18 protein-coding genes are annotated in these 19,969 nt (G+C 69.9%); 14 read left to right on the top strand and 4 right to left on the bottom strand.

From position 1 onward, the window contains the following. The first annotated feature begins 33 nt into the window (after positions 1–33). Genes AB0G28_RS38410 through AB0G28_RS38400 form a run of 3 tightly spaced genes read left to right on the top strand, consistent with a single transcriptional unit; the run spans position 34 to position 3,517 of the window. A complete protein-coding gene (locus AB0G28_RS38410; RefSeq protein ID WP_361101214.1) occupies positions 34–1,476 on the top strand; it encodes an APC family permease in 1,443 nt (480 codons plus the stop codon). Next, positions 1,473–3,128: a N,N-dimethylformamidase beta subunit family domain-containing protein gene (locus AB0G28_RS38405; RefSeq protein ID WP_361101211.1), complete on the top strand. Its 1,656-nt coding sequence runs from the start codon at positions 1,473–1,475 to the stop codon at positions 3,126–3,128. The genes AB0G28_RS38410 and AB0G28_RS38405 overlap by 4 nt, the downstream gene beginning before the upstream one ends. Then, the gene (locus AB0G28_RS38400) at positions 3,125–3,517 is read left to right on the top strand and encodes a cupin domain-containing protein (RefSeq protein WP_361101208.1); all 393 of its coding nucleotides are present in this window, start codon (positions 3,125–3,127) and stop codon (positions 3,515–3,517) included. Before AB0G28_RS38405 ends, AB0G28_RS38400 begins: the two co-directional genes overlap by 4 nt. Before the next feature lie 28 nt (positions 3,518–3,545). Here AB0G28_RS38400 and AB0G28_RS38395 read toward each other — a convergent pair whose 3' ends face one another. After that, positions 3,546–4,928 (bottom strand): MFS transporter, encoded by a 1,383-nt coding sequence (locus AB0G28_RS38395; protein WP_361101205.1) that lies wholly within the window; start codon positions 4,926–4,928, stop codon positions 3,546–3,548. 100 nt (positions 4,929–5,028) lie between these two features. Further along, complete coding sequence (locus AB0G28_RS38390; protein WP_361101202.1) at positions 5,029–5,958, bottom strand: dihydrodipicolinate synthase family protein; 930 nt, start codon at positions 5,956–5,958, stop codon at positions 5,029–5,031. A 121-nt stretch (positions 5,959–6,079) separates the two neighbouring features. On the opposite strand from AB0G28_RS38390, the gene AB0G28_RS38385 reads away from it, so the two are divergent. Further along, the gene (locus tag AB0G28_RS38385) at positions 6,080–7,060 is read left to right on the top strand and encodes a LacI family DNA-binding transcriptional regulator (protein ID WP_361101199.1); all 981 of its coding nucleotides are present in this window, start codon (positions 6,080–6,082) and stop codon (positions 7,058–7,060) included. Here AB0G28_RS38385 and AB0G28_RS38380 read toward each other — a convergent pair. Next, positions 7,052–7,639, bottom strand: coding sequence for a helix-turn-helix domain-containing protein (locus AB0G28_RS38380; protein WP_361101196.1), 588 nt, complete (start codon positions 7,637–7,639; stop codon positions 7,052–7,054). The two genes, AB0G28_RS38385 and AB0G28_RS38380, sit on opposite strands and share 9 nt — an antisense overlap. Positions 7,640–7,766: 127 nt before the next feature. Here AB0G28_RS38380 and AB0G28_RS38375 point away from each other — a divergent pair, with 127 nt between their 5' ends. Then, positions 7,767–9,440, top strand: a complete 1,674-nt coding sequence (locus tag AB0G28_RS38375) for a carboxylesterase/lipase family protein (protein ID WP_361101194.1) — start codon at positions 7,767–7,769, stop codon at positions 9,438–9,440. On the opposite strand, the gene AB0G28_RS38370 is transcribed toward AB0G28_RS38375, so the two are convergent. After that, positions 9,437–11,395 (bottom strand): acetoacetate--CoA ligase, encoded by a 1,959-nt coding sequence (locus tag AB0G28_RS38370; RefSeq protein WP_361101191.1) that lies wholly within the window; start codon positions 11,393–11,395, stop codon positions 9,437–9,439. The two genes, AB0G28_RS38375 and AB0G28_RS38370, sit on opposite strands and share 4 nt — an antisense overlap. Before the next feature lie 189 nt (positions 11,396–11,584). On the opposite strand from AB0G28_RS38370, the gene AB0G28_RS38365 reads away from it, so the two are divergent. From AB0G28_RS38365 to AB0G28_RS38325, 9 genes are read left to right on the top strand one after another with little or no spacing between them, the layout of a single operon-like run. Further along, positions 11,585–12,442 (top strand): VOC family protein, encoded by an 858-nt coding sequence (locus AB0G28_RS38365; protein WP_361101188.1) that lies wholly within the window; start codon positions 11,585–11,587, stop codon positions 12,440–12,442. A 29-nt stretch (positions 12,443–12,471) separates the two neighbouring features. Then, positions 12,472–13,659: a CoA transferase gene (locus tag AB0G28_RS38360; RefSeq protein ID WP_361101185.1), complete on the top strand. Its 1,188-nt coding sequence runs from the start codon at positions 12,472–12,474 to the stop codon at positions 13,657–13,659. Beyond that, positions 13,652–14,449 (top strand): enoyl-CoA hydratase-related protein, encoded by a 798-nt coding sequence (locus tag AB0G28_RS38355; RefSeq protein ID WP_361101182.1) that lies wholly within the window; start codon positions 13,652–13,654, stop codon positions 14,447–14,449. Before AB0G28_RS38360 ends, AB0G28_RS38355 begins: the two co-directional genes overlap by 8 nt. 5 nt (positions 14,450–14,454) lie before the next feature. Further along, positions 14,455–15,672, top strand: a complete 1,218-nt coding sequence (locus AB0G28_RS38350; RefSeq protein WP_361101179.1) for an acyl-CoA dehydrogenase family protein — start codon at positions 14,455–14,457, stop codon at positions 15,670–15,672. After that, complete coding sequence (locus tag AB0G28_RS38345; protein WP_361101176.1) at positions 15,669–16,424, top strand: 3-oxoacyl-ACP reductase family protein; 756 nt, start codon at positions 15,669–15,671, stop codon at positions 16,422–16,424. The genes AB0G28_RS38350 and AB0G28_RS38345 overlap by 4 nt, the downstream gene beginning before the upstream one ends. A gap of 16 nt (positions 16,425–16,440) precedes the next feature. Further along, positions 16,441–17,316: a 3-hydroxyacyl-CoA dehydrogenase family protein gene (locus tag AB0G28_RS38340; protein WP_361101173.1), complete on the top strand. Its 876-nt coding sequence runs from the start codon at positions 16,441–16,443 to the stop codon at positions 17,314–17,316. 15 nt (positions 17,317–17,331) lie between these two features. Next, positions 17,332–18,207: a 3-hydroxyacyl-CoA dehydrogenase family protein gene (locus AB0G28_RS38335; protein WP_361101170.1), complete on the top strand. Its 876-nt coding sequence runs from the start codon at positions 17,332–17,334 to the stop codon at positions 18,205–18,207. After that, positions 18,204–18,989 carry an enoyl-CoA hydratase-related protein gene (locus AB0G28_RS38330; protein ID WP_361101167.1) on the top strand — a complete coding sequence of 262 codons (786 nt, stop codon included), beginning with the start codon at positions 18,204–18,206 and terminating at the stop codon, positions 18,987–18,989. The genes AB0G28_RS38335 and AB0G28_RS38330 overlap by 4 nt, the downstream gene beginning before the upstream one ends. After that, a complete protein-coding gene (locus AB0G28_RS38325) occupies positions 18,986–19,963 on the top strand; it encodes an acyl-CoA dehydrogenase (RefSeq protein ID WP_361101164.1) in 978 nt (325 codons plus the stop codon). Before AB0G28_RS38330 ends, AB0G28_RS38325 begins: the two co-directional genes overlap by 4 nt. Positions 19,964–19,969: the final 6 nt, after the last annotated feature.

The raw sequence follows: 19,969 nt of genomic DNA, 5'->3' as shown, positions 1-19,969 counted from the left end.
AGCCCCGTCGAACGAGAGCGAGGAGGGGCCGTCATGGGGCCTGAGCTGCCGGACACCGGAACCGCCCTGCGCGCCGACGCCGTCGGCGTGCGGGACTTGGTGTTCTTCGTCCTGTCCGCGGCGGCGCCGCTGACCGTGATGGCCGGGTTCGCCGCGATCGCGTTCCTGGTCGGCGGCATCGTCGCGCCGGCCGGGTTCCTCATCGCCGGCGTCGTGTTCGCCGTGTTCGCGGTCGGCTTCACCGCGATGAGCAGGCACCTGCGCGGCAGCGGCGCGTTCTACGTCTACATCCGGCGCGGGCTCGGGCCGCTGGCCGGGACGGGTGCCGCGCTCGTGGCGTACGTGGCCTACGCGCTGGGACAGGTCGGGTTCGTCGCGGTGGCCGGGCTCTTCGCCTCGACGACGTTGCGCGACCTGCTCGGGTGGTCCGCGCCGTGGCAGGTGTGTGCTCTGGTGCTCGGGTTGCTCGTGGCCGTGCTGTCCTACCTGAAGGTGGACATCGGTGCCCGGGTCCTGGCGGTGCTGCTCACCGCGGAGGTCGCCGTCCTGTTCGTGCTGTCGGCCGCAATCCTGCTCCACGGCGGCCATGAGGGACTGTCGTTCGGCAGCTTCGACCCGGCCAACCTGCTCACGCCGGGGCTGGGTTCGCTGTTCGTCATCACCTTCGTCGTCTACCTGGGGTTCGAGCAGACCGCGATCTACAGCGAGGAGGCCCGGGACCCTCGCCGGACCGTCTCCCGGGCCACCTACATCGCGGTGGCCACCCTCGCGGTGCTCTACACGTTCGTTTCGTGGGTGATCCTGATGGGAGCCGGCCCGAACCGCCTCGCGTCGCTGCTCGCCGGTGATCCCGCCGACCTGGTCTTCGGCCTCAACACCGAGTACGTCGGCACCGCGATGACCGACGTGATGCACGTCCTGATCGTCACCAGCTTCTTCGCCGGCGTGCTCGCCCTCCAGAACGCCGGCAGCCGGTACCTGTACTCGCTCGGGCGCGACGGCGTTCTCCCGGCGGCGTTCGCGCGCACCAGCCGAGGCCGGACACCCAGCACCGCCGGAGTGATCCACACCGTGGTCGTGCTCGGCGTGCTGGCCGGGTTCGCGCTGGCCGGATTGGACCCGTACCGGCAGATCGTGGCGTGGACCAACGCCCCTGCGTTGGTCGGCGTGCTGGCGCTGGAGGCGGCCACGTCGATCGCGGTGATCCGGTTCTTCCGCCGGAACCGGACCGGGGAAACGGCGTGGCAGCGGCTCGTCGCGCCCGCGCTGGCGGCGGTGCTGCTCGTCGCCGTGCTCGTGCTGGTGATCCTCCGGATGAACATGCTGACCAACCTCGGGCCGACGGGCAACTTCCTCGTGCTCAGCCCGCTGGTCGCCGGCCTGCTCGCCGGCTGCGGCCGCGCGCTGTGGCTGCGCGGCGCCCACCGCCACCCAGCCGAAGAGGCCGACCCCACCTCGGAGGAAAACCGTCGATGACGCACCACCCCCTGCCCCCGCTGCCCGGGCCGTCGGTCACCGGCCCCGGTCTCCGTCCGCGCTACGCCTGGTCGATCCCCGGCTTCGCGGTGGAACGCCCGTCCGGAACCGGGGACCCGGAGATCTGGTGCTACACCGACAAGTTCGGCTACCGGCCCGGCGAAGTGATCGACGTGCACGTCCACACCACCGCGGCACGCTACGACCTGACCGTGCTCCGGGACGGCGCGGCGCCGAAGGTCGTCTGGCACCGGCGGGACCTGGCCGGCGCAGCCCACCCGACGTCCGAGGACGCGTACCGGCGAGGGTGTGACTGGCCGGTGGCGCTGCGGATCGAGGTCGATCCCCAGTGGCAGTCCGGACTTTACCTGCTGGTCGTCGGAATCGAGGTGGACGGCCGGCGGTACGAACGCGAGCACTTCGTCGTGATCCGTCCAAGCGGGACAGTCCCGCGCACGCCGTTCGCTCTGGTGCTGACGACCAGCACGATGATCGCCTACAACGACTGGGGCGGCGCCAACCACTACCGTGGTCTCGGCGACGATCCCTACGCCGACGTGCCCTCCCCCGAGCTGTCGATCCACCGACCCGTCGCCCGTGGCATGCTGCGGCTGCCGCCCGGCGCACCCCGTGCCGCCAATCCGGACACGCCCGGAATCGACTACGTACCCAGGCATCCCGCCTACGAATGGGCACACGCGCACGGCTACTCGCGGCACTACGCGGACGCGTTCTGGGCGACCTACGAGCGTCCGTTCGTGGTCTGGGCCGAGCGCAACGGCTACGCGTTCGACTACCTGACCCAGCACGACCTGCACCAGGACCCGCATTGCCTCGACGGCTACCGGTGCGCGATCCTCGTCGGCCACGACGAGTACTGGACCGCCCGGATGCGCGACACACTCGACGCGTTCGTCGACGGCGGCGGGAACGTCGCGCGGTTCGGAGCGAACTTCGCCTGGCAGATCCGGCTGCAGGACGACGACACGACCCAGGTCTGCTACAAGGACCCGAGAGCCGACCCCCTCGCCGCGACCGAGCCGGAGCAGGCGACCACGCTGTGGGACGCGCCGGCCGTCGGCCGCCCCGGGGCGGCGACCATGGGCTTGACCGCGGTCGGCGGCGGCTACACCCGGTACGGGTCCACGACGCCCCGCTCCAGCGGCGGCTACACCATCTACCGGCCCCGCCACTGGGTGTTCGACGGAACCGACCTGCGCTACGGCGACGTCTTCGGCCAGGCTCCGATCTGCGTCGTCGGCTTCGAAGTCGACGGCGTGGACTACACCGTCCGCAATGGACTTCCCTACCCCACCGGGACGGACGGCGCGCCGGACGATCTCGCCATCCTGGCGATGGCCCCGGCCGTGATCGGGGAAACCGACGACTGGCAGGGCATGGTCCCGCTCGGCGCCCCGGCCGACGAGGTGATCAGCCTGACCGAAGTGTTGTACGGCACCGCCGTCCCCGAGCGGATGCAGGGCGAACGTTACGGCGCGGCGATGATGGCGGTCTTCTCCCGGGGGCTCGGCACGGTGTTCAACGCCGGCACCTGCGAATGGGTCAACGGCCTGATCCATCGCGACGAGTTCACCGAAACCATCACCCACAACGTCCTGCGCCGATTCGCCACCACGGGAGCGAAGGCATGAACATCGACGACATCCGGACGATCACCATCGGATCCGGCACCCCGGTCCACCCCGAATGGCCACCGGGACACGCCAGCCCGACCTGGTCGGAAACCGAATGGCGCTGCTTCGGCAGCGAAGCCGGAAACCACTGGTTCGGCGGCGCATGGGAAGGCGAGCCAGGCACCCTCGACCTGCCCGCCTACCCCTACGACGAACTGTGCGTCATGCTCGCCGGCCGCGTAGCCCTCACCGACGAACAAGGTAACCGCCGCGTCTTCGAGGCCGGCGAAGCGTTCTTCGTGCCCCGGGGTTTCCGAGGCCGTTGGGAAACCCTCGAACCTTCGAAGAAGATCTTCGTCGCGCTCGGCCCGTTCTCCCAGGCCCAGCGCGACAGGACCGTCAACTGAGCTTCCACACCGCCGAGCCTGCCCTCGATCACGGTGAAAGCTCTTCGAGAACCTTGTTCCTGGTTTCGATGGCGAACAGGATGGTGACGATTCCGCCGATGAGCGCGACCGCGGCGAAGGCGGAGAAGACGTAGCGGATGCCGAGGTCGGCGACGATCCAACCGACCAGCAGCGGGCCGACGGAGGAGCCGGCGCGCAGCCAGGCGCTGCCGAAGCCGGTGCCGATCGCGCGCAGCCGCGTCGGATACAGCTCGGCCGAGTAGAGGTACAGGGAGAACGAGATCGTCTGCAGGATCGCGTAAGCGAGCGTGGCCATGATCAGGACCTGGATCGCTGTGGTGGCGCCGGAAACGGTGAGGGCGACCAGCGGCACGATCGCGAGCAGGAAAGCCCACGAATACCATCGTTTGCGGCCGACCTTGTCGATCAGCAGGGCGCAGGCGACCGAGGCGAGCACGCCGACACCGGAGGTGACCCAGCCGTAGGCGAGGCTGGTCTGCAAGGGCAGGTGGAAGAGCTGCTTGTAGAGGGTGGGCAGCCAGGTGACCAGGCCGTTGTTGACCAGGTAGACGGTCGCCCACAGCACCCAGATCATCAACGTGCGCCTGCGGTAGATGCCCTGGAACAGCTCACGCCAGTCCGAGCGGGTCTTCACCTTCGGGTCGACCGGGCGGACGACGGGCTCGGTCAGGACGTGCCCCTGCTTCACGGCCTCGTTCTCGAGCATCGAGACGACCTTGTCAGCCTTCTCGACGCGGCCGTTGGCGGCCAGCCAGCGCGGTGATTCCGGCATCAGCAGGCGCAGCGGGATGGTCAGCACGGCGGGGATGAGCCCGACGACGAACAGGGCGCGCCAGCCGTAGACCGGGACGAGGAAGTAGCCGGCGATCCCGGCGAACATCAGCCCGACCGGGAAGATGACCTCGTAGAGCAGGAAGAACCGGCCGCGCTTGCGGGCCCCGATGAACTCGTTGAGGTAGGCACTGGCCACCGGGACTTCGCCGCCGGTGCCGATGCCCTGCAGGAACCGGAAGATCAGGATCGACGTGCCGCTCCAGGCGAACAGGCACGCGACGTCCATCGAGACGAACAGGACGATGGTGATCAGCAGCGTGTTCATCCGGCCGAACTTCTCGGCGATCCAGCCGAAGGTGACCGCGCCGATGAGCTGGCCGACGTAGCCGGCGGAGAGGATGGCGCCGACCTGGGCTGGACTGAGGTGCCATTCGGTGACCAGCTGGGGCATCGCGAAGGCGATGACCAGCACGGTGTAGGCGTCGAAGAAGGTCGCCGAGCCGATGATGACGCGGATCAGCAGGAGCCTGCGGGTGATCGGGAGCCGCTCGAGGCGGGCGACCAGGGCCGCGGTCGCGGTCGCCGCGGCCGGTCCGCCTGCAGCAATGGTGGTCATGGGTTCGTTCCTCGCTCTCCGCCTCATTGCGGAGTCCTTCGGGACTGCATTGTCACCGGATCGCGGGGCGGCAGCGACGTGCTGCCGCCCCGATCGACGTTCAGAGGAGTTCGGCGGCCTTGAGCGCGAGGACGATCTCTTCTTCGGCCTCGGCGGACAGGTCGATCAGCGGGGACCGCACGGTCGCGGTCGGCAGGACGCCGCGGGCCTTGAGGCCCAGCTTGAGCGCCACGGTGCCTTCCATGTGCGAACCGCGGTGGTAGACGGCCTTGGTCACCGGCAGCAGCCGGTCGTGGACCGCGCGGGCGGCCGGGTAGTCCCGCGCCTTGCCCGCGGCGATCAGCTCCAGCAGCGGCTCCGGCGCCAGGCCGCCGTAGCCGACCAGCAGACCGTCGACGTCGAACATCGTGTGCAGCAGGTACTCGTCGTGGCAGGACAGGATCTGCAGCTCCGGGTGCTCGGCCCGCAGCACCGGGATCTCGGTGTCCCAGCGGCGCATGTTGCGCACCCCGTTCTTGGTGGCGAACACGCCCGGCTGCGCGGCGATCTCCAGCTGGGTCGCCAGGTCGTAGCTGGCCTTCGTGACGTCCGGGTACTGGAACAGGATCAGCGGCAGCCCCGAGGTCTCGAAGATCGCCCGGTAGCGGTCCTGCGGCGCACCGGTCTGGAAGCCGAACCGCAGCCAGCCGTGCGAGGGGTAGACCAGCCCGGCGGACGCACCCGCGTTCACCGCACGCACCGCTTCCTCGGCGGCGACGGCGGTGCCCTCGCCGGTGATGCCGGCGATGATCGGGACCGTGCCGGCGACCGCCTCGACCAGGGTGCGGATGGTGGCGACCTGCTCGTCCTGGGTCAGGAAAGTGCCCTCGCCGGCGTGCCCGAGGCAGACCAGGCCCTTCACCCCCTCGAACCCGGCCAGCCACTTCCCGTAAGAGGCGAGCGCCGCGTGGTCGACCGCACCGTCCACGGTGAACGGCGTGACGGGCGCGGGCACCAGTCCGCGCAGGTCGAGGGTGTGTTCGGGGGACATTCGCAAGCCCTTCTCGACAGGTATGGGAACGTTCGCGGGAACGTTCCCATACGATGCGCTCCACGGCCTTGTCCGTCAACCCCTCCCCGGAAAATGACCCTGTGGCCAGTAGCCTGCACCTGTGGTGACCATCCTCGACGTCGCACGGGCGGCTGGCGTCAGCAAGTCCACCGTGTCCCGCGTGCTCGACGAACGGCTCCCCCGGTCCAACAGCGAGACCGCCCAGCGCGTCCGCCAGGTCGCCGCCGAACTCGGTTACGTCCGCGACCCGCTCGCGTCCGGCATGCGCCGCGCCGGCACCAGCACCGTCGGGGTGATCGTCCCCCGGCTCACCGACACCGTCATGGCGATGCTGTACGAACAGATCGCCACCGCGGCAGCCGGCCGCGGCCTCTTCGCTGTCGTGGCCACCACCGAGGACGACCCCGCCACGGAGCAGTTCGCCGTCCAGACACTCGTCCGCCGCCGCGTCGACGGCCTCATCCTCACCACCGCGAGACTCGGCGTCCCCACCGCGCAGGGCGTCCCGCACGCACTCGCGCTGCGCACCGACGGCATCGGCCCGGCCGCCATCGGCGACGACCGCCTCGGCGCCCGGCTGGCCGTCCGCCACCTCATCGACCTCGGCCACCGCAGGATCGGACTCGTCGGCGGCCCCGGCTACGCCTCCAGCGCCCACGGCCGGCTCGACGGCTACCGCGACGCGCTCACCGAAGCGGGGGTGACCGTGGACGAGTCCCTGATCGCCGGTGACTCCTTCTCGATGAAGTCCGGTGAAGCTGCCGGCCGGACCCTGCTCGACCGCACCGACCGCCCCACCGCCATCTTCGCCGTCAACGACAACACAGCCATCGGCGTCATGGCCGCCGCCCACGCCCTCGGACTGCGTATCCCGGAAGACCTGTCCCTGGTCGGCTACAACGACATCCCCGTCGTCAGCAGCCTGCCCGTCCCGCTGACCACGGTGCGCGTCCCCTTCGCCCAGATCGCCACCAACGCCCTCGACCTGCTGAACGAAGCAAGCGCCGACCGGCCACCGCGGACCGTCGTCGCCGCACCGACTCTGATCCCCCGCCGTTCCACGGCACCACGATCACCTTGAAGTGGCGACGGCGTCGACGATGGTGAGTGCGAGCCGGTGGGCGGACTGGGCGCGGTCGGCGGGGAAACCCATCTCCGCGAAGGTCCAGTGGCCGTAGGCCAGGGCGAGGATCTGGTAGGCGGCGTCGTGGTAGGTGGCGGGCGGGCGGCCGGGGTGGTCGTCGGCCAGCGCGTCCCGGAGCAGCGTCTCCAGTCCTGTGTAGACAGTGCGGATACGTTCGCGCAGTGCGTCGTCGAAGCGCACCGCACCCAGGATGGCGTTGATGGCGGCGTTGTCGTCGCTGGGTTCCATCTCTTCGCCGAAGAAGTAGCCGACGATGGCCTCGGCGCGGCGTCCGGCGGCCCCGGCGTGGGCGAGCTGTTCGGCGCGGCCGGCGTATCTGCCGACGATGCGCTGGGCGAACAGCTCGCGTAGCTCGTCGCGGTTGCCGACGTAGTGGCGGATGTGGCCGCGGGCCATGCCCGCTTCGTCGGCGACGCGCTGCAAGGTGACGCCCTCGAGCCCGTAACGGGCCACGCAGCGGGTGAAGGCGTCCAGCACCTCGTCGATGCGCTTCGGCGCTTTGCTCGGGCGCCCCACGGGTCGTCTGCTCTCGCCCATCGCACTCCCTGATTGTTAGTCACGTTTGACGAGAAAATATCCGGCGTGGAACTCTGCACGCCACCGCGGGCCGCACCGGCCTCCTGGTCAGGACGAGGAGAAGCCGATGGCAGAGCAGCGGAAGGACCGGGCATGGCCGGTCGTGCGGAGAGTGCTCGCCGGCTGCGCGGCGGTGTCGCTCGCCGTCGTATTGGCGGCTGCGCCGGCCAGGGCACAGGGCGAGCCGCAGGTCGTGACCGATGCCGGGCCGGTGACCGGAACGACCGAGCAGGGCCTGTCGGTGTTCCGGGCGATCCCCTACGCGGCACCGCCGGTCGGGCCGCGCCGATTCCTGCCGCCCGCGCCGCCGCAGAAGTGGACCGAGCCGCGCGACGCGCGGACACTGGGGCCGGCGTGCGTGCAAGACCCCGACGAACACGAGATGCCCGCGGGCACACCCACGTCCGAGGACTGCCTGACGCTGAACGTCTGGACGCCCGCGACCCAAGGCCGCAAGCCGGTCATCGTGTTCGTCCACGGCGGCGGGTTCACCTCCGGCACGGCCCGCAACCCGTGGTACGACGGAGCCGCGCTGGCTCGCCGGGACGCGGTCGTCGTCTCCATCCAGTACCGCGTCGGGCCGTTCGGCTGGCTGGATCTCTCCTCGCTCGGCGACGCCTACGCCACCAGCATGAACAACGGCCTGCTCGACCAGATGGCCGCCCTGCGCTGGGTCCGCGCGAACGCGGGCGCGTTCGGCGGCGACGACCACAACGTCACCGTCGTCGGCGAGTCCGCGGGCAGCATCAGCATCTCGGCGCTGCTGGGCACCCCCTCCGCGGACAGCCTGTACGACCGGGTGGTGCTGCAGAGCGGGACCGCCGGCGAGGTCGCCACCCGCGCCTGGTCGGCGAACATCGCCGACCAGTTCACCAAGCTGGCCGGTGTCTCCGACCGCAGGCAGCTGCTCGGGCTGAGCACCGCCGACCTCCAGCAGGCCGCCGGCAAGCTCTACGACGTCCAGTTCTCCGACACCGCGTTCCATCCCGTCGTCGACGGCACCCTGATCCCCGGCCTGCCGATGAAGCGGATCGCCGCACCGGACGGCCCGGCCAAGCCCGTCATCATCGGCACCACGCTGGACGAAGCCCGCTACTGGCTGTACTACATGCCCGCGCTGAACTGGCTCCCCCAGCTCTTCTACCTGCCCTGGCTGCACGACGTGGCCGGCGACCGCGCCGACCGGATCGCCGACGCCTACCGGCGGGAACGCCCCGAGCTGACCGGCCCGCAGGCCGGACTGGCGCTCGTCGGCGACGTCGCCTTCCGGATGCCCGCCATCCGCATGGCCGAAGCGCTCTCCCGCCGCGGTGTCCCCGTCCACATGTACCTGGCCAAGATGACCTCCCCCGACCTGAACGGCACGCTCGGCGCGCCCCACGCGATCGAGCTGCCCTTCGTGTTCGGCACCCTGACCGCCGCCGGGGCGCCCGCCTTCGTCGGGACCGACCCCGCCAACGCCCGGCTGTCGGACACCATCCAGCAGCTGTGGACCTCCTTCGCCCGCACCGGTGTTCCCGCAGCGACAGGCGTGACGTGGCCGGCCTACGACGTCGGACAGCGGCGCACGCTCACCCTCGACCGCACCGCCGTCGAGGTGGTCGGCGACCCGTACCCGCAGGCCCGCAGAGCCTGGGGCGGCCTGCGGTTCGACGGCTCCGACCCCGGCCTGGACCGGCTCACCCCGCTGCAGCCCCTCGCCCGCTTGGCCTCCTGCATCGTCACGGGCATTTGCGGCTAGGCGGATGTCTTCGGCACGTCGATCTTCTCGAACTGTGCCAACAGGGCCGGGTCGTCGATCGCATCCCGGCTGACGACTTGCTCCGGATCCGCCCCCTGGAGGATCCGCTTGACGGGCACCTCGAGCTTCTTGCCGGTCCTGGTGTGCGGAATGGCGGCCACCTGGAGGATCGCGTCCGGCACGTGCCGCCGCGACGCGTGCACGCGCAGCTCGTGGCAGATGAGGGCGCGCAGGTCGTCGTCGAGGACGCGATCGCCCTCGAGTGCGACGAACAAGGCCATCCAGTAGCCGCCGTCCGGCAGGTCGATGCCGACGACCAGCGCCTCGGCCACTTCCGGCACCTTCTCGACGACCTCGTAGATGTCGGCGCTGCCCAACCGGACGCCGTTGCGGTTGAGGGTCGCGTCCGAGCGGCCGTGGATCACGACACTTCCGCGTTCGGTGATGGTCGCCCAGTCGCCGTGGCGCCAGACTCCGGGGTAGACGTCGAAGTACGCCGCTCGGTACCTCGACCCGTCCGGGTCGTTCCAGAGCCGCACCGGCATCGTCGGCATCGGCTTGGTCACCACCAGCTCGCCGACGGTCCCCCGGACGGGTTCGCCGGCTTCGTTCCACGTGTCGACGGCAACGCCCAGCGGCCGCGCCGAGAGCTCGCCGGGCCAGATCGGCTTGGTCGGAACTCCGGTGGCGAGGGCCGAGACGATGTCCGTTCCGCCGGACATCGAGACGAGCGGCATGCGGTCGCCCAGCTGCGCGCGAATCCAGTGGAACGCGGCAGGCGGCACGGGTGAGCCGGTGGCCCCGATCATGCGGAGCCGGTGTCCGGAAGGCACCTGGGTGCCGTGCCGCTCGCACGCCTGGAGGTAGCCCGGGCTCGCGCCGAGGATCGTGGCGCCGTGTTCGACGGCGACCTCCCACAGCCGGTCCGGCGTCGGGTGGGCCGGGCTCCCGTCGTAGGCGACCATCGAGCCGCCGATGAGCAACATGTTGACGGCGAAGTTCCACATCATCCAGTTGGTCGTCGTGTACCAGAGCATGCGGTCCGCCGCACCGGCGTCGAGCTGCAACCCGACGTGCTTCTGGTAGTCGAGGGTCACTGCGCCGTGCCCGTGGACGAGGCCTTTCGGGATTCCCGTGGTTCCGGAGGAGTAGAGCACCCACAGGGGGTGGTCGAACGGCACCGGTGCCGGCACCAAGGCGTCATGCGCCGTCGCCAGGACCTCGTCCCACGTCGCGACGTGGCGATCGGCCGCGATCGGGGGCAGGCCGAGATGCGCCACGTGCACGACGTGCTCGACGGTCGGCAGCAGTTCGAGGAGCCGAGCGCCTTCGTCGCGGCGATCGAAGGTCCGGCCGCCGAAGTGATAGCCATCCGCGACAAGCAGCAGACGCGGCTCCAGCTGGGCGAGCCGGTTTGCCGCGGCCTCGGCCGCGTAGTCCGGTCCGCAGCACGACCACACCGCTCCGATGCTGGCGGTCGCCAGGAACGCGACGATCGCGGCGGCGCAGTTGGGGAGGTACGCGACGACCCGGTCACCTCGTTCGATCCCCCGCTCGGTCAGGGCTGCCGCGACGGCGGCGACCTGGTCTTCGAGCGCACCCCACGTCAGCGACCGGCTCGCCCCCGGCTCGGTCACTTCGACGACGGCGACAGCTTCCGCGTCGCGTTCCCGGAAGACATGGCTGACGTAGTTGAGGTGCACGCCGGGGAACCAGGTCGCGCCGGGCATCTCCGCCGAGGCGAGCACCGTGGTCGGTGCCGGTTCGGAACGCATGTCGAAGAAGTCCCACGCGGCCGCCCAGAACTCCTCCAGGTGCTCGACGGTCCAGGCCCACAAGTCGTCGTAGTCGTGGAACCGAATGCCGTGCGCGGCTTCGATGAGTGCCGCGAACTCCGCGAGCCGGCTGCGGGCGGCGTCCTCCGGATCGGGGACCCAGACGGGGATGGCGGGCATGGGTGCTCCAGTCGCTGATAGTCGGAGAGCAAAACTACGACGACAACACCTTGACGCATAGTCTGAGGTTTGTCAGGATCCACAGAGGCAAATGTCAGACCGAATAACCCTCGAGGGGGAGTGATCGTGGTGTCAGCAACCGCGGCAGGCCGGCCTGCGCCGCTGGTGTCGAGCCTGGGCTATGTCGGTGTGACCGCTGTCGACGTGGGCGCCTGGGAACAGTTCGGCACCCGGGTGCTCGGTCTCGAAATCGCCGAATCCGGCCCTGACCGCCTGCTGTTGCGCGCCGACGAGCGTGCGTTCCGCGTCTCGGTGACTCCCGGCGACGGGAGTTGCGACTTCATCGGCTGGGAGGTGGCGGACGCGGCCGCGCTCGGGGAGGTGGTGGCGGCGCTCGGCCGCATCGGCGTCGAAACCACGCGCGATCCGGTGCTCGCCAAGGAGCGGAGTGTCGCCGACCTCGTCCGGGCCGTCGATCCGGCCGGGACGAACCTGGAGTTCTTCTACGGCCAGGAGACGGCGGCGACGCCGTTCAAGTCGCCGGCGGGCGCCACCTTCGTCACCGGAGAGCTCGGGCTCGGGCATGCCGTGCTGGTCGTGCCGGACATGGCCGAGGCTGAGCGCTTCTACCTGGAAACGCTGGGCTTCCTCGAGTCCGACCGCGTCCGGACGCCCCGTTTCGACGTGCTGTTCACCCATTGCAACCCGCGGCACCACAGCCTGGCGATGATGCCGACGAAGACCGGGCTCGAGGCGGGTCTCCACCACTTCATGATCGAGGTCGACGACCTCGACACGGTCGGTCACGCGCTCGACCAGGTCCTGGACGGTGCCGCGCGGCTCAACAGCACGATCGGCAAGCACATCAACGACCTGATGGTGTCGTTCTACTGCCAAACGCCCTCGAAGTGCGAGGTGGAGTACGGCGTCGGCGGCATCACCATCGACGACGCGACCTGGGTCCCGAGCGTCCACACCATCGAGAACGTGTGGGGACACCGCCGGCTGCCGGGCGCCCCGCCGGACGGCATGCCGGCCGGGATGTGAGCGCGCAGCCGGCCGGGCCGCTCAGGGGTTTGCGGATCACCGACCTTTCCACGTCGTACGCCGGACCGACGGCCTCGATGTACCTGGCGGATCTCGGCGCCGACGTGATCAAGGTCGAGCGCCCGGGCTCCGGAGACGACGCCAGGGCTTGGGGGCCGCCGTTCGCGGACGGCGCGTCGGCGTGGTTCGCCTCGGCCAACCGCAACAAGCGGTCGGTCTGCCTCGACATCCGCTCCCCCGCCGGCCGCAAGGTGCTCGCCCGGCTGATCGATGCGTCGGACGTGTTCGTGCAGAACACCAACCCCGCCAAGCTCGTCGAGCTCGGGATCGACCCGAAGTCGGTGCTGGCGCGCAACCCACGCCTCATCTATTGCGCGTTGTCCGGGTTCGGCCTGGACGGTCCGGATGCGCATCTTCCGGGATACGACCTGGTCGCCCAGGCTCGCTCGGGTCTGATGTCGGTCACCGGGGAGGAAGGGCGCAGTCCGCAGCGGGTGTCGACGGCCTTGTCCGACATCGTCACCGGGATCTGTGCGGCGCTGGCCGTGTCGGCTGCCGCGGTCCGGCAGGCGAGCACCGGCCAGGGCGAGGTCATCGACGTTTCGTTGCTCGACACGGACCTTGCGCTGATGGCGCCGAGAATCGCCGCGTTCCACGCCGGCGAGCCGGAACCCCGCCCCAGCGGCGGCACCGACTCGGTGCTCGCCGTCTACCAGCCGTTCCAGGCCGCCGATGGCTCGATGGTCATCGCGGTGGGCAACGACCGGATGTGGACGCGGTTGTGCGCGGTGCTCGGGTTGGCGGAGCTGGCGGCGGACCCGGCCCTGTCCGGCAACGCGGGCCGGCGGCAGCACCGCCCGGAGATCACGGCGCGCATCGCCGAGGTCGTCAAGACCAAGCCGGTGGCCGAATGGCTGACCACCTTCGAAGGCGCCGGCGTGCCGGCTGCCCCGGTTCAGACCCTGTCGAAGGTGGTGTCCGATCCGCAGGTCCAAGCGCGGCGCGGGCTGTTGCCGGTCCCGGGATCGGACGGCTCGCTCATCACCGTCCACCCGCCGTTCCGGCTCGCGTCGAACCCCGAGCCCCGGAACGAGCGGTTTCCCGAACTCGGCGCCGACACCGAGTCCGTGCTCGCCGGCCTCGGTTTCCCGAGGGCGGAGATCGAGTCGATATTGCTCGAAGTCGGCCTCGTCGCCAAGGAGAAGCCCCATGTCTGAGCTGCCCCCTCCGGTGGTCCTGGTGGAGGATCAGGGGCCGGTCCGAGTGGTGACCATCAACCGGCAACACGCCTCCAACGCGCTCAACCGTGAAGTCCTGTGTGGACTGAAGTCGGCCGTCGTGGCAGCTCCTGGCGCAGGAGCCCGCGCTGTCGTCTTGACCGGTGCCGGCCGGAAGGCGTTCTGTGCCGGCGCCGACCTCAAGGAGCTGGCCGGCCTCGGGCCGGACGATGCCTATGCGCTTCTCGCGGACGGTCAGGCGACGCTGCGCGCCATCGAGCGCTCGGCCGTTCCCGTGATCGCCGCGGTCAACGGACTGGCCTTGGGCGGTGGCTTCGAACTCGTGCTGGCGTCGACCTTCTGTGTCTTGGCGGACCATGCCACCCTCGGGCTCCCCGAAGCAGGTCTGGGCCTGATCCCGGGCTACGGCGGGACGCAACGCCTGCCCAGGCTGATCGGCCGGGCTGCAGCGGCGCACGTCATGGTGACGGGAGCACGGATCGACGCGGCGCGAGCCTTCGCGTGGGGGCTCACCCCGGTCGAGCCGGTGGCGGGAGACCCGTGCGAGGCTGCGCTTCACCTCGCGCGTGAGGTGGCGACAAAGGGTCCGCAGGCGGTCCGGGCAATCCTCACGGCGCTGGATCTGGGCGAGGACGCGGCCATCGACACCGGCCTGGCCATGGAGACCGGGCTGGCCGCCGTCGCGACCAGCGGTCCGGAAGGTGCCGAAGGGCTCGCCGCGTTTCTCGCCAAGCGCGCCCCGGCGTTCGCGGCCAGGGGCGATGGGTGATGCGGATGCAGCCGCTCGAGCTCGACCGCGTGGCCGGCACCTATCTCGGGCTGCACGACCTCCTCGACGAGCCTGCGGTGGACCAGTCGCTCACCGAGCGCGAGAAGACGTTGCGCCACATGGCGCGGGGCATCGTCGCGCGCGAGGTGGCTCCCCGCGCACCGGAGCTGGATCGCGAAGGGAAGTTCGCTCACGAGAGCTACCAGGCGCTGGCCTCGGCCGGACTCGGAGGGCTCGTCTTCCCCGAGGAGCTCGGTGGTACCGGCGACTCCACTGTGGCCTACGCGGTGGTCATGGAGGAGATCGCCGCGGCCTGCGGGGCAACGAGCCTCGTCTTCATGACGCAGACCCACGCCGCCTACCCGATCCTGGTCGCAGGCTCGGAACCCGCCCGCCAGCAGTACATTCCGTCGCTGCTCTCGGGTACCGCCTACGGTTCCATGGCGATCACGGAACCCGATGCCGGGAGTGACGTCTCCAGTCTTCGGACGACTGCGGTCCCGCAGGGCGGCGGATACCGCCTCAACGGCACCAAGACCTTCATCACCACCGGCGATCGCGCGGACGTGATGGTGTGTTTCGCGACCACCGACCGAACGTCGAGGCGAGCCGGTGTGAGTGCCTTCGTCGTGGAGGCGTCGTGGCCCGGTGTCACCCACGGCAGTCCGTTCGACAAGCTGGGCATGCACGGGTCGTCGACCGCCGAGGTGTTCTTCGACGACGTGGCCGTGCCTGCCGCGAACCGCCTCGGCGACGAGGGTGCGGGCTGGTCGATCGTCATGCGGTCCGTCATCAAGTCCCGGATCAGCGCTGCGGCGCAGGGCGTCGGGCTCGCCCGGGGCGCCTATGCCCGGACGCTCGCGGTGCTTCGGCGCATCCACGGCAGCAGGGTGCCGGCCGACGCGCTGCACGAGCTGGCCGGGTGGCGGAGCCGGATCGCGCAGGGCCGGCTGCTTCTGCACGCGGTCGCCCGTCAGGTCGACGCCGACCCCGGCACGAGCCCGGGCCGGATCGGGCTCATGAAGCAGGCCTGTACGGACCTCGGCTGGGACGTCGCCCTCGGCGCCACGGCGCTGCTCGGACCGTATGGCGACCTCGCCCTGTTCGGCGTCGAGCGCTGCCTCCGCGATGCCCGGGTCACCCGGATCTACGACGGAACCAACGAGATCCAGCGGCTGCTGATCAGCCGCGAGATCGCGAACGTGATCCAGGAGCTGCCATGAACGGGGTGCTGGACGGCAAGGTCGCCGTCGTGACCGGGGCAGGCCGCGGCCTCGGGAAGGCCATGGCCCTCGCCCTCGCCGATGCCGGTGCCTCGGTCACCCTCGCCGGGCGCACCGCCGCGCACCTGGAGGAGCTTGCCACCGAGATCAAGGCATCGAACGGCGAAGCACTGGCCTGCCCGACGGACGTCACGGACGAGGCCGCCGTCGAGCGGATGGTCGCGGCCACGGTCGAGACCTTCGGGCGCGTCGACATCCTGGTCAACAACTCCGGTGTCCTCAGCACGACGCCGCTGCTGGACCAGCCCGCCGACGATTGGGACCGGATCATCGGCACCAACCTCCGCGGGACGTTCCTCGCCACGAAAGCCGCCGGTCGCCACTTCGTCGGCCAACGATCGGGCAAGGTGCTCAACGTGGCGTCGAGCTTCGCGCTCAAGGGCGTTCCCCACCACGCCGCCTATTGCGCTTCCAAGGCCGCGGTCATGGCCTTCACCAGGTCGATGGCCGTGGAATGGGCGCGCCACAACGTGCAGGTCAACGCCCTCGCGCCGGGCTATTTCACGACCGACATCAACGCGGACCTGCGTGCGGACGAGGAATTCACGGGAAAGGTGCTCAAGACGATCCCCGCTCGCCGGATGGGCAGCCCGGACGAGTTGGCGCCGTGGCTCCTGCTCCTGGTGGGACCCCAGTCCGCGTACACCACCGGCTCGATCGTCGTCATCGACGGCGGTCAGTCCCTGCAGTGAGGGCCGACAGAACCCCATGAATCAGCACAGCACGGTAGCCGTCCTCGGGGCGGGCACGATGGGATCCGGTATCGCGACCGTCCTGAGCCGCGCGGGCTATCGCACCTTCCTCCACGACGTGGACGAGCCAAAACTGCGTCGAGGTGTCGCCGCCGTCAACGGCTTCTTCGAGCGGAGCGTCAGCCTCGGCAAGCTCGATCAAGAACAGGCGCTCGAAGCCAAGGCGAATCTGGTGGGAGTCACCGAACTGCGCGAGATCGCCGACGCGGACGTCGTCGTGGAGGCCGTCTTCGAGGACCTGTCGCTGAAGAAGGAGCTCTTCGCCCGCCTCGATGAAATCGTCTCGGCGAGCACTCTGATCCACACCAACACCTCGACGCTCTCCGTCACGGGGATCGCCTCGGGTTCACGCCACCCGGAGCGCGTGGTGGGCACGCACTACTGCAACCCGGCGCCCCTCATGAAGCTCGTGGAGGTGGCGGACGGACGGCACACGGCGGACTGGGCGCACAAGGCCACGATCGACTTCCTGGGCTCACTCGGCAAGACGACGGTGGTCACGAAGGACCGCCCCGGATTCATCGTGAACAGGTTCCTCATCCCCTGGGAGAACCGGTGCATCGCCGCCCTGGAATCGGGGCTCGGCACGACGGAGTCCATCGACGCGGCGGTGACCGGGGCGCTCGGGCACCCCATGGGGCCGTTCCGGCTGCTCGACATCGTCGGTCTGGACATCCACCAGCAGGTGGCCACGAGGCTCTACGAGCAACTGCGCGAGCCTCGGTACTTCCCGCCCCCGATGGTCGAGCGCATGGTCGCGGCCGGAGACCTGGGCCGCAAGACCGGCCGCGGCTTCTACACCTACGACGACACCCGGCTGTTCGGGTCCTGAAGCGAGGAGAGACACATGATCGACAGCCACCTCGACTTCGCCCGCACCGGCGTCGTCGGATTCGGCACGATGGGCGCGGGCATCGCCCAGGTCGTCGCCCAGTCGGGGCGGGCCGTGACCGTCCTCGAGCTGGACGCGGACCGGCTCGAGACCGGGTTGGCAGCGGTGCGCACTTTTCTCGACGACGGCGTCGCCCGCGGCAAGCTGACCGGGAACGAACGCGACGCCGTCCTGGGCCGGATCACGGGAACCACCGACGTCCACGACTTCGCGGGCTCGGAGCTGGTCATCGAAGCGGCCACCGAGAACTCGGGCACCAAGCGGGAGATCCTTGCGCGAGTCGCTGCCGTCGTCGGCGATTCCGCCGTGATCGTGACGAACACCTCGGCGCTGTCGGTCACGGACCTGGCCACGGCCCTCCCCCACTCGGAGCGGTTCGCGGGACTGCACTTCTTCAATCCCGCGCCACTGATGCGCGTGGTGGAGGTCGTGCGAGCGCTGCAGACCGACGAGACCGTGGTCGAACGGCTGGTCTCCCTCGCCGAGTCGTTCGGGAAGGACGCTGTCGTCGTGAAGGACCGTCCCGGGTTCCTGGTCAACCACCTGCTGATGCCGTACCTCAACGACGTCATCCAGGAGTACGACGACGGTCTCGCCACCGCCGAGGACATCGACACCGCGCTCAAGCTCGGGCTGGGGTACAAGCTCGGTCCGCTCGAGCTTCTCGACCTGATCGGGCTCGACGTCCATGACCACGCGACGACAAGCGCTTTCGAAGCCACCCGGGATCCGGCTTACGCATCGCCGCCCCTTCTGCGGCAAATGGTGGCAGCCGGCTATCACGGGACCAAGAACGGCCGGGGCTTCCGGACGGGGCAGGTGCCGGCATGAATGCCCCTGTCTACGAGGACATCCTCACCGCTGTCGACGGGCCGGTCGTCACCTGGACCATCAACCGACCGGACGCCGGCAACAAACTGCGCGCCCGGACCTGCTTCGAGCTCACGGACGCCCTGCAGAGGTTCCGGCTCGATCCGGATCTGCGGGCAGCGGTCCTGACCGGCGCCGGGGACAAGTTCTTCTGCATCGGTGGCGAGCACGACCCGATGACGTCCCTCGACCAGTCCCAGGTGCTGCCCATCATCGATCTCTATCAGGCCATCGATACGACGATGAAGCCCGTTGTCGCGGCCGTCAACGGATTCGCCGTGGGCGGCGGAAACGTCCTGCACACCGTCTGCGACTTGAGCGTCGCCAGCGACAGCGCGGTTTTCCGGCAGGTCGGCCCCCTGGTGGGCAGTTTCGACGCCGGCTACGGGACCTGGTACCTGGAGGACACGATCGGCCGGAAGCGGGCGAAGGAGATGTGGTACCTCAACCGCAAGTACACCGCCGAGCAAGCGCTCGCCATGGGTCTCGTCAACGAGGTCGCCCCCGCCTCCGGGCTGGTCGCTCGCGCGCAGGAGGTCGCCGCCGAGATCGCGTCGAGGAGCCCACTCGCGCTCGCCGGGCTCAAGGCGGCGTTCTCCGGGCGCCACAACGGTGTCTCCGGTCAGGCCCGGATGGCACACGACCAGCTCCTCACCCTCTACCTGGCCACACAGGAGGCCCACGAGACGAGCGCCGCCTTCGCCGATCGGCGGTCGCCGGACCCCGGGAAGTTCTGGTCGTGAGCTGGCACGGACCTGCGCTGAGTTCCGATCAGCACGACGTTCTCAAGCTCGTCGACGAGATGCTCCGTGGCGTGGATCCCGACGACGTCGCGAAGGTCCGCGAGTTACCGGGTGCGCTGGCCGCTCTCGGGTTGTGGACCGTCGGGGTGCCCGAAGAGCTCGGGGGCGGCGGTGCCGACTGGCCGATCACCGCGGTGGTGATCGAGCGGATCAGCCGCGTGGTGCCCGAGCTGGGCGTGGCTTGTGCGCATGCCCAAGCGGCGGCGCTCGCCGTCTCCGGGGACATCCGCGCACTGCTGCACTCGGGCGCGATCGAGATCGTCGTGGTCGAGTCCTCGGCGCTCCACGTGTCGGTCGATCTCGCCGGTGGGCGGTGGACGGGGCAGATCGATCGATTCGACGCCTTCGATCCCGACCGCGCACACGTGGTTCTCTTGGGCGACGAGTCGGTGCTGATCGAGCCGGCGGGAATTTCCGTCGGCCGAACACAACGGACGACCGGCCTCAGCAGCCTTCGTACGGTGACGCTCACCCTTGAGGGAACCTCCGTACACCCTCTGCCTTCCGATGCGACGGCAGTGCGGTCAAGCCTGCTCATGGGACTGGCGGCGGTCGCGGCCGGCATCGCCGGAGCTGCCGTGGACGCGGCGAGCGCCTACGCCGCGCAGCGACACCAGTTCGGCGGCCCGTTGGCCGCCTTGCCCGTGGTCCGGGCGTCGTTGACCGACCAGGTGCAGCGCACAGCTGTCCTCACCCACGCGGTCTTCGCAGGTGCGCCGGACTCGCTGGGTGCGATCGCCGTCGCCAGGCTGGGCTTCGACCTCGCTCTGGACGTCGCGGACGCGGCGCTGCAGGTCCACGGCGGCTACGGCTATCTGCGCGAGTACCGGATCGAGCGGTCACTGCGCGACGCCCTCTCACTGCGTGCGTCCGTCGATCTCGCCGGCGCACCATCGACCCTACAACCCGAGTGAGGAAAC

The organism is Amycolatopsis sp. NPDC021455, assembly GCF_040640995.1.
GTDB lineage: Bacteria > Actinomycetota > Actinomycetes > Mycobacteriales > Pseudonocardiaceae > Amycolatopsis.
This window is presented reverse-complemented; position numbering and strand designations above follow the sequence as displayed.

What these genes read in the sequence shown, in the direction of transcription:
- AB0G28_RS38390 (WP_361101202.1), bottom strand. Translation starts at nt 5,958, where the DNA reads ATGTCCCCCGAACACACCCTCGACCTGCGCGGACTGGTGCCCGCGCCC.
- AB0G28_RS38335 (WP_361101170.1), top strand. Translation starts at nt 17,332, where the DNA reads ATGATCGACAGCCACCTCGACTTCGCCCGCACCGGCGTCGTCGGATTC.
- AB0G28_RS38355 (WP_361101182.1), top strand. Translation starts at nt 13,652, where the DNA reads ATGTCTGAGCTGCCCCCTCCGGTGGTCCTGGTGGAGGATCAGGGGCCG.
- AB0G28_RS38330 (WP_361101167.1), top strand. Translation starts at nt 18,204, where the DNA reads ATGAATGCCCCTGTCTACGAGGACATCCTCACCGCTGTCGACGGGCCG.
- AB0G28_RS38400 (WP_361101208.1), top strand. Translation starts at nt 3,125, where the DNA reads ATGAACATCGACGACATCCGGACGATCACCATCGGATCCGGCACCCCG.
- AB0G28_RS38410 (WP_361101214.1), top strand. Translation starts at nt 34, where the DNA reads ATGGGGCCTGAGCTGCCGGACACCGGAACCGCCCTGCGCGCCGACGCC.
- AB0G28_RS38395 (WP_361101205.1), bottom strand. Translation starts at nt 4,928, where the DNA reads ATGACCACCATTGCTGCAGGCGGACCGGCCGCGGCGACCGCGACCGCG.
- AB0G28_RS38350 (WP_361101179.1), top strand. Translation starts at nt 14,455, where the DNA reads ATGCAGCCGCTCGAGCTCGACCGCGTGGCCGGCACCTATCTCGGGCTG.
- AB0G28_RS38405 (WP_361101211.1), top strand. Translation starts at nt 1,473, where the DNA reads ATGACGCACCACCCCCTGCCCCCGCTGCCCGGGCCGTCGGTCACCGGC.
- AB0G28_RS38345 (WP_361101176.1), top strand. Translation starts at nt 15,669, where the DNA reads ATGAACGGGGTGCTGGACGGCAAGGTCGCCGTCGTGACCGGGGCAGGC.
- AB0G28_RS38370 (WP_361101191.1), bottom strand. Translation starts at nt 11,395, where the DNA reads ATGCCCGCCATCCCCGTCTGGGTCCCCGATCCGGAGGACGCCGCCCGC.
- AB0G28_RS38340 (WP_361101173.1), top strand. Translation starts at nt 16,441, where the DNA reads ATGAATCAGCACAGCACGGTAGCCGTCCTCGGGGCGGGCACGATGGGA.
- AB0G28_RS38375 (WP_361101194.1), top strand. Translation starts at nt 7,767, where the DNA reads ATGGCAGAGCAGCGGAAGGACCGGGCATGGCCGGTCGTGCGGAGAGTG.